Source organism: Halolamina rubra, assembly GCF_000739555.1.
Classification (GTDB): Archaea; Halobacteriota; Halobacteria; order Halobacteriales; family Haloferacaceae; genus Halolamina; species Halolamina rubra.
Window position 1 is genome coordinate 33,638 of the sequence record NZ_BBJN01000003.1, and the last position, 7,110, is coordinate 40,747.

Genomic DNA, 7,110 nt, shown 5'->3' on the forward strand with positions numbered 1-7,110 from the left:
CGCTGGTTCGCGTGTGTGTCGTTTGTGGGGCATGGTCAGCGGTAGTCGCGGAGGTCGACGGGGTGCTCGGCGGCGATCCACGCATCGCGGGTGGTGGGATCCGCCAGCCAGAGCTGCTCGTCGCCGGCGCAGCGGACGGCCAGCCCCGGCACGAGGAAGGCGATGTACCGGCGCTGGTCGACCCACTTCATGAAGGCTCGAATTTCCGGTCGTCGACGGGGTAGAAGCCAGTGATGCCGTCGTCGCTGACGCCGTGGACCGTCGCGATCGACTGGTACCGACTCGGAACGCCGACGCCGAGGCGCTCGACGAACTCCCCGCTTGGCTTCGGCGACCCCGTCGCGACGATAGGTGGGCCGTCCCAGGGGATCATGCCGGTGACGTGGTGATGGCCGAGGTAGGCGATGTCGTAGTCGTGCTCAAGGAGTGTCGACATCCACTCCTTCAGTCGCGCGCTCGTCGACGCCTGCGGGTCGCGGTCTTCGCCGTGGCGAAGGTGGCCGGTCAGCTGGCCGCCACGCATCGGGAAGTTCCGGTAGCCACGGGCCTGTCCGATCGCGAAGTTGACGTTCTGTAGGTCGTCGTACTCGCGTTGGAACGCCGCGACCGTGTTCCGGATGGACTTGAACACGAGTAGGTCGGCGTTGGCCTGCTTCGACGTCCCGGACGCCCGCATGTCGCCGTGGTTGCCGGCCTGGCAGACGATGTTTACCGTGTCGAAGCGGTTACTGAACGCCTTGACCTGCCGGAGCAGCGGGTCATGGAGGACGTCCACCTGTTCGTCGAGCCAGCTGTCCAGGTCCTCGAACTGGCCCTCGTAGATCCCCTCGTTGGTCACCATATCGCCGCCCCACAGCAGGTGGGCGACGTCGTACTCGGCGCCGTGCTTCTCCGCGAGGTAGATCGACTGCTCGGTCGTGTAGTCGATCACGTCCGGGACGATGGCCGTTTTGTAGACGACCTCGCCGTCGTCCTGTCGGACGTAGTCCCCGGCGTGGAGATCGGTCAGGTGCGTGACCCAGTCTTCCCGGCCCGGCGTCGCCTCGAGCTCCGCCGTGGGATCGTCGAGAGCCTTGAACCGACGGGCGAGTGCGTTGTGGCGGCTCTCCCACCACCGGTTTGCTTTCCGCGTTCGTGTGCCCTTGTGCTCGCTCGATCGGAGTGTGTGGTCGCCCTCGATGGCGACGTGCTCCGCGGTCTCGTCGACGTAGACCTCCCAGCCCTGGCGCTTGAGATCGCGGAGGTACTCGACGACGATCGACTCGCGCTCGTCCAGGTCGTCGGCGAGGCTCTCGACCGTGGCGCCGGTCTGGAGTTCGCGAGCGACGTAGCGTTCGCGATCGGTGAGCTCCGACTCGTCGGGGTCGCCCTTGGCGTCGACGTCCTCGAGGTCCGGAAGGGCGGGAGTGTCATCGCCCTGGGTGTCGACATCGTCGCCGGCGATCGACCACACGTGGGTGCTCTGGTCGAAGTCGAGCTCCACGCCCTTGTCGCGGACGCCGTCGCGGCGGTCTTTCACCGACGTGCGCTTGATCCCCAGTTCGTCCACTACCTCCGCCGTCGTCGCTGGGAGGCACTCCAGGAACTCGCGTTGTGCGTCGGTGAGGGCCTCAGTCATGAAGAGGTCGGGCAGGTGTGGTCTCGGCAGCCAGCACGCGGTAGTGGTGGCCGTCGATGTCGACGCGGTAGAGCAGCTCGCCGTCGGCTCGGAGGATGGTGTCGACGACGTCCGCGATACGCTCCTCTCGGTGGAGCGGAGAACAGCGGACACGCTGGGGGATCATGGGCCTAGACAGTCGTGGCGTCGGCGCCGGCGCGGACGTTGGCGACCCGCAGTCCGGCCAACAGGCCGTCGGCGAGGGCGGCGTCGACGTCACACTCGACGCGCACCTGGGCGTCGTCGCGCTCGTGGCGCTGTTCGTGGCTTGCGAGGGCGTGGGCCGCGGCCGGCTGGCGGGCGATCGAGAGCCCCTTGCGCTCGGCACTCCGGAGCAGGTGCTTGAGGAGCTCGTGGAACCGCTCGCGATTGACGTCGCGCCAGCTCCAGATCCGGTCGAACGCCGACTCGGCGCCGCAGGCGCAGAAGACCGCTTCGGACTCGCTGACCGTGTCGGCGGGTGCGTGCTCGACGCTCGTCGTCGCCTGGTTGCGAGCGTAGAAGGTCTCCGCCGGGCGGAAGCCCGACGCCGGTCGCTCCCGCTCGACGCGGACGAGTCGGAAGCAGTTGCTGCAGACGTCCGGAGCGTTCAGTACGTGCTCTTGGTACTCTGAGGGGTGTTCTGGCATGGTACAGGTCGGCGGCAGGAGTGGCTACGGCCCGTCTCTCCGGTTTGTCGCTGACTGGCCAACGGCTGGTAACTATCTGGACGGTGGGCACGAAGGCCTAAAACGATCCGCCTTGCCCCGAATCTCGGGGGAACATGGGGAGGGTCAGTCGAGTTCGTAGCGATGTCCGCGGGCGTCGCCCCAGCGCTGGGTCACATCGACGAGCCCCTCCTCGACGAGCCGGGCGAGGGCGTCGTCGACGGTCGTCTCCGGGAGAGTCGTGATCTCGACCAGCTCCGGTTGCGTGCATGGGCCGCGCTCCTGCAGGACGTGGGCGACGTGGCGGGCTGCCGGCGGCAGGTCGGCGTCGACGCTCAGTGGCTCCATCAGTCGAGGTCCTCCAGCGCGGGCATGGTCGAGCAGCACTGTGCCTGGCGGGCGCACTCTTCCTTCGCTTCGGCGACGGTCATCTCGACGACCTCGTCCATCGCCTCGACCTGGTGGCAGTCCTCGTCGGAGTGCCAGGTCGCGTCAGCGGTGTCCGAGCGCTCGAGCTTCTTGCGCGAGACGTAGGCCGGGGCGTCCGGATCACGCATCGGCGCCGAACACCTCCTCGAGGGGGCGTCCGGGGAGGTCGCTCTTGCGGACCGAGTAGTTGCCGCCGTCGGTCTCGTGGAGCTCGTGGAGCGGGTAGACATGCCACTGGTCGTGGCGGTTGAAGTTCGGCCGGATCACTACCCAGGCACCGGCGCCGGCGCGGCTGGCTGCCTCCTGGAGTTCCTCGACTTCGTGCGCGTCGAGGTGGACCGTGCCGTCGTCGACGGCCTTCACCTCGATCATGGCGACGCGGCCCCAGCGACTGTGGCGGTGATCACGGCTGGCGATCACGTCCGGTCGAGCGCGGTCCGTCGCCGCTCCCGATGATCCAGTCCGCTGGGCGTACCAATCGGCCTCGTCCTCGAGCCAGTTTGAGAGCTCCCGCTCGGCGCGGTCACCTTTACGGGAGCTCATCGGTCACCCCCGTAGTGCTCCGGCAGATCTGTCTCGATCGCCCACCCACCCTCGAGGTTGAGCTCCATCGCCAGGTGCGCCTTGATCACCGTCGGCACCTCGGCCCACGACGGCGACAGCATCGGGTCAGACTGCGTGCGGCCCTCCAGCCAGTGGCCTTTGTAGATGCCTGTAACGACGCCGTCCTCGATGGAGAACGTCCACTCGAGGCCGTGCTCGTAGTCGTGGGCATCGCGACAGTCGTCGATGGTGACCGTGTGGCGGGTGACCTCGAGTGTCGGTTCGGCGTCCTCCTGGTCGTCGTCCTCGTCCCAGTGGCCGTCGTCGACGGAGTACTTGTGATCACTCATCGTCGAGCACCCCCTGGAGTGCTTGGTTCAGCTTCGCGAGGCGATCCTTCCGCGTGTGCTCGCGCTTGCCCTCGTAGCGGATCGCCGCCCGGACGGGCTCCTCTTCCGCCTGGCAGACGCGACCCTCGACGATCACGAGGTCGCCGTTCGCGACTGCGCGATCGAGGCGCTTGCCGACGTCCTCCGCGCCGATCCCTGCGTAGCCGGCGACCGTCCGGATGGTGCTGAGAGCGGCCATCGGTCGCTGTTTGCCGCCGGTGTTGGCGTCGACGATCGAGACCACGCGCTCGTACTGCTCGCGGGTGCTGAGACCATCCGCCATCAGGACCACCTCACCTCACCCATCGACGGGTGATAGATCTCACCACGTTTGTCCCAGTAGTCGAGATCTTTCTCGCACTTCTCGCGGTTCAGCCCTTGTTCTTCGGCCTTGTCGAGGAGATCGCCGGTATCCACACCGTCGGCGGAGTCGTCCGGCTGTAGGTCCTTAATCAGGGCTTTCAACGCCTTCCGGCGGTTTTCTTGGGACTTCGGCTTGCCTGTGTCCACGCGGCCGGCGTCGAACTTGCCTGACTCGGGGTCGTAGTTCATCCCGACCACCTGGCGAGAGAGGTCGATCGCCCGCTCGGCATGCTCGACCTCGACAGTCTCGGAAAGGCCCACGCGAGCGAAGGCGACGGCCAGGCGGATGCCGGCCTCAAGAGTCCGCGGCGTCGCCGGGATCGGGTCGTCGCCGTCGTCCTCGGAGTGGCCGCCGTTGAGGTCGCGCACTTCGACGTAGAACTCCTTGAGCTTCTCCTTCGCCGGTTGGGTGAGAACAGGGAAGACGTTCTCTCGAGCGTAGGCCACCCACGCCCGGAGCACCTCTTTTGGAACCGGGCCCTCGGCTGTCGACTCCTCGACCTGTTCGACCTGCCCACCGCGCTCGGCGATCTCGGCGCGGGAGAGCTCGTCGAACGTGTCGAGCATATGGTCGGCGACGTCGGCGTCGTGATCCGGATCGGGGATGTCCTGCACCGACAGCAGGATGTCCATCCGCGAGATCAGCGCCGGATCCAGGTCGATCTGTTCGGCGATGGGCTCGTAGCGGTCGAACCGACCGTCGGTCGGGTTGCCGCTCGCGAACAGCGCCGTCCGACTCGGGAGGTCGGCCTCGATCCCAGCCTTGTCGACCTTGACCATCTGCTCGCCCTCGAGGGCGTCGTGGATGGCCTTCGTCTTCTCGTCGACGACGTCGTCCACCTCGTCGATGATGCAGTGGCCCCCGTTGGCTCGTGGCAGAACCCCCGGCTCCAGCGTCCACTCGGACGTGCCGGCAAACTCCTCCTGGACGGCCGCAGCGGTGAGCCCCACCTTCGACAGCCCAGTCCCCGACCGGAACACCGACTTGGGGGCGATGTCGTTCAGCGCAGCCAGCAGCGTCGACTTCCCCTTGCCAGGGTCGCCGATCAGCGCGAAGTGGAGGTCGCCACGGAACGTGCCCTTGCCCTCGGGGTCGACACGGTAGCCGTTGAACAGCCAGGCGACCGAAGCGTCCATCACGGCCTCCATCTCGTCGTCGCCCTCGGCGAGCAGCTCCGGCGCGATCGACCGGGCGCACAGGTCGGGGGCGTTGTCCTCGGCAGCGAACGACTCGAACTCCTCGCGATGGGCGTCGATGTCCACGTCGTGGAGGTCGTCGTCCTCGAAGACGACCGAGTGGGCGTCGAGCCAGATGTCCGACTCCGTCGTCGCGTTCTGGCCGGTGAGACTGTCCGTGTCGACGTTGACCGTCGCGAGGATCGTCGCCTGCTCGCCGGCGCGGTCGGCCAGCCCGTTCTCGCCGCCGTAGTGGCAGAGGTCACCCGCGACGTAGACGGTACGGTGCTGGCCGCGTGAGGTGGTGCGCTCCGCTGGGAGCTCGCCAAACTTCAGCTTCCGGCGGTCGGACCAGTCGGACTGGTCGACGTCGAGCTCGAACGGCCCCTGCCGCTCGCAGCCAGCACACTCGTGCGGCTCCTGGACGGACGTGTGGCCCTGGTCGATCGGCGTCGCCGTCATGCAGCGCTGGCACACCCAGTGCGCCCGCTCGAGATCGGGCGTGACCTTCGTCACCTTCTCGATCTGGCCCGTGATCGCGACGAACTCACCGATGTGATCCGAGCCGAGGTCGGCGATCGAGATGGTGTCGAGCATCCCCTCCCGGTCCGTTAGCCGGACGTTCGCGCCGCTGCCGCTCGAGAGGTCGACGTCGGCAGGAAGGTCGAAGAGGTGCAGCGCCTCCTCGGCGTACTGCTGCATCTGGTCAGGGTCGTCGAGATAGTCCTCGGCGATGTCGCGCTCGAACCGGAACAGGTCGCTGTACTCGATGTAGAGCGACCGCTGTTCCTGCGGCCAGAGCTGGGCGAGTGTCCCAATCTCCTCTCGGTAGTAGTCTCGGTAGAACTGCAGGAACTGCTCGGTGAGGTTCTGTTTGGGTTCAGCGGTGCTCACGCCGACTCACCTCCGTCCCGTTCGACCGTACTACTGTAACTTACCAAGTTCATATGTGTATGTGATGTATGTATATGCATAGTGGAGTAGTGAGGGACGGCGTCGTGCATCACTCACCACCCCCGTCGCCGAATCCGGTCCAAACGCGATCCGCGTGCATCGCGTCTTGGAACGCGTAGTCCGGCACCTCCGGGTTCCGTTCCTGCAGCTCCTCGATGACTTCTTCCGGTTCCATCTCGGCCGTGTTCGCCGCGCGCTTGACGCCGGGATGGTCCGGCCAGATGTGTGTCCCGTCGCGGAGTTGCGTCTCCAGCGCCTCGAGGTGGCCTTCGTACTTGTCCTGGCGCGAGGTATGCTTCGAGAGCTTCTCCTCCAGGCGCGTCTCGCGGCGCTCGAGCTCTTCGAGTTCAGCCTGCAGTTCGCGGATCTGCCGCCGCGTGTCGTCCTTTTCGTCGCGGACGCGCTCTAGCTCCCGTCGGACGGTGTCGTGCTCGGCGGCTTCCTCGCCGAACGCGATCCGCTGGTAGAGGCTACGAACCTCCTCGCTCAGTTCCCCGTGCTCGGTCCGATCCTGAGCGGCGTCGCGAACGTGGCTCGGAACCCGGTGGGTGACGCGGACGTGATCGTCGCCGCTCATCGTCCCACCCGCTCTGTGACGGGGTAGTCGTTGACGTGGTCCTCACAGACGGCCCGGCGGCCGTGCTCGGGATGGGCGATGAACGCGACGACGTCGCCGCTGCAGCCGGAACAGCCACAGGGCATCAGGCGCTCACCCCCGCGGCTTCAGGTCCAGATAGTGATACGTTGGTAGTGCCGCGGCTCCCCGGTTGGGAGGCGACACATGACAACAAAATGTTGTATGGCCGGGGCGGGCTCCGAACCCGCGATCTCCGCATGACCCAGGTCCGAGGCTCGGCGGGCCCCGTGGGCGCTGCGGATCTTCCAAGGCGTACCGCACCGAATCTCGATACCCTATGAGTGCGGCGCTATGTCCAGCTAAGCCACCCGGCCG

General features: G+C 66.8%; 12 protein-coding genes and 1 tRNA gene. All 13 read right to left on the bottom strand.

The genetic code is table 11. The features are described 5' to 3' along the window. Positions 1 to 35: 35 nt before the first annotated feature. The 13 genes from ACP95_RS15460 to ACP95_RS15470 all read right to left on the bottom strand — a co-directional run bounded on the left by ACP95_RS15460 (position 36) and on the right by ACP95_RS15470 (position 7,109). A complete protein-coding gene (locus ACP95_RS15460; protein WP_154018397.1) occupies positions 36 to 191 on the bottom strand; it encodes a hypothetical protein in 156 nt (51 codons plus the stop codon). Further along, on the bottom strand, positions 188 to 1,618 hold the full coding sequence (locus tag ACP95_RS00745) for a hypothetical protein (RefSeq protein WP_049979376.1): 1,431 nt from the start codon (positions 1,616 to 1,618) through the stop codon (positions 188 to 190). Before ACP95_RS00745 ends, ACP95_RS15460 begins: the two co-directional genes overlap by 4 nt. After that, complete coding sequence (locus ACP95_RS15465; protein ID WP_154018398.1) at positions 1,611 to 1,784, bottom strand: hypothetical protein; 174 nt, start codon at positions 1,782 to 1,784, stop codon at positions 1,611 to 1,613. The genes ACP95_RS00745 and ACP95_RS15465 overlap by 8 nt, the downstream gene beginning before the upstream one ends. Positions 1,785 to 1,788: 4 nt before the next feature. After that, positions 1,789 to 2,286, bottom strand: coding sequence for a hypothetical protein (locus tag ACP95_RS00750; protein WP_049979377.1), 498 nt, complete (start codon positions 2,284 to 2,286; stop codon positions 1,789 to 1,791). Positions 2,287 to 2,430: 144 nt separating this feature from the next. Next, positions 2,431 to 2,652, bottom strand: coding sequence for a MarR family transcriptional regulator (locus tag ACP95_RS00755; RefSeq protein ID WP_049979378.1), 222 nt, complete (start codon positions 2,650 to 2,652; stop codon positions 2,431 to 2,433). Then, entirely contained in the window at positions 2,652 to 2,861 is a 210-nt protein-coding gene (locus ACP95_RS00760) for a hypothetical protein (protein ID WP_049979379.1), read from the bottom strand. The genes ACP95_RS00755 and ACP95_RS00760 overlap by 1 nt, the downstream gene beginning before the upstream one ends. Further along, positions 2,854 to 3,276 carry a hypothetical protein gene (locus ACP95_RS15050; protein ID WP_082224514.1) on the bottom strand — a complete coding sequence of 141 codons (423 nt, stop codon included), beginning with the start codon at positions 3,274 to 3,276 and terminating at the stop codon, positions 2,854 to 2,856. Before ACP95_RS15050 ends, ACP95_RS00760 begins: the two co-directional genes overlap by 8 nt. Next, on the bottom strand, positions 3,273 to 3,626 hold the full coding sequence (locus tag ACP95_RS00770) for a hypothetical protein (protein WP_049979381.1): 354 nt from the start codon (positions 3,624 to 3,626) through the stop codon (positions 3,273 to 3,275). Before ACP95_RS00770 ends, ACP95_RS15050 begins: the two co-directional genes overlap by 4 nt. Beyond that, a complete protein-coding gene (locus ACP95_RS00775; protein ID WP_154018399.1) occupies positions 3,619 to 3,948 on the bottom strand; it encodes a hypothetical protein in 330 nt (109 codons plus the stop codon). Before ACP95_RS00775 ends, ACP95_RS00770 begins: the two co-directional genes overlap by 8 nt. Continuing rightward, positions 3,948 to 6,098: an AAA family ATPase gene (locus tag ACP95_RS00780; RefSeq protein ID WP_049979383.1), complete on the bottom strand. Its 2,151-nt coding sequence runs from the start codon at positions 6,096 to 6,098 to the stop codon at positions 3,948 to 3,950. The genes ACP95_RS00775 and ACP95_RS00780 overlap by 1 nt, the downstream gene beginning before the upstream one ends. A gap of 109 nt (positions 6,099 to 6,207) precedes the next feature. Continuing rightward, positions 6,208 to 6,735, bottom strand: a complete 528-nt coding sequence (locus ACP95_RS00785) for a hypothetical protein (RefSeq protein ID WP_049979384.1) — start codon at positions 6,733 to 6,735, stop codon at positions 6,208 to 6,210. Next, complete coding sequence (locus ACP95_RS16415; RefSeq protein WP_272913158.1) at positions 6,732 to 6,860, bottom strand: hypothetical protein; 129 nt, start codon at positions 6,858 to 6,860, stop codon at positions 6,732 to 6,734. Before ACP95_RS16415 ends, ACP95_RS00785 begins: the two co-directional genes overlap by 4 nt. A 98-nt stretch (positions 6,861 to 6,958) precedes the next feature. After that, positions 6,959 to 7,109: transfer RNA gene (locus ACP95_RS15470), tRNA-Met, on the bottom strand. Position 7,110: the final 1 nt, after the last annotated feature.

Coding starts and splice junctions, on each gene's coding strand:
- ACP95_RS15460 (WP_154018397.1), bottom strand. CDS start 191: ATGAAGTGGGTCGACCAGCGCCGGTACATCGCCTTCCTCGTGCCGGGG.
- ACP95_RS00745 (WP_049979376.1), bottom strand. CDS start 1,618: ATGACTGAGGCCCTCACCGACGCACAACGCGAGTTCCTGGAGTGCCTC.
- ACP95_RS15465 (WP_154018398.1), bottom strand. CDS start 1,784: ATGATCCCCCAGCGTGTCCGCTGTTCTCCGCTCCACCGAGAGGAGCGT.
- ACP95_RS00750 (WP_049979377.1), bottom strand. CDS start 2,286: ATGCCAGAACACCCCTCAGAGTACCAAGAGCACGTACTGAACGCTCCG.
- ACP95_RS00755 (WP_049979378.1), bottom strand. CDS start 2,652: ATGGAGCCACTGAGCGTCGACGCCGACCTGCCGCCGGCAGCCCGCCAC.
- ACP95_RS00760 (WP_049979379.1), bottom strand. CDS start 2,861: ATGCGTGATCCGGACGCCCCGGCCTACGTCTCGCGCAAGAAGCTCGAG.
- ACP95_RS15050 (WP_082224514.1), bottom strand. CDS start 3,276: ATGAGCTCCCGTAAAGGTGACCGCGCCGAGCGGGAGCTCTCAAACTGG.
- ACP95_RS00770 (WP_049979381.1), bottom strand. CDS start 3,626: ATGAGTGATCACAAGTACTCCGTCGACGACGGCCACTGGGACGAGGAC.
- ACP95_RS00775 (WP_154018399.1), bottom strand. CDS start 3,948: ATGGCGGATGGTCTCAGCACCCGCGAGCAGTACGAGCGCGTGGTCTCG.
- ACP95_RS00785 (WP_049979384.1), bottom strand. CDS start 6,735: ATGAGCGGCGACGATCACGTCCGCGTCACCCACCGGGTTCCGAGCCAC.
- ACP95_RS16415 (WP_272913158.1), bottom strand. CDS start 6,860: ATGCCCTGTGGCTGTTCCGGCTGCAGCGGCGACGTCGTCGCGTTCATC.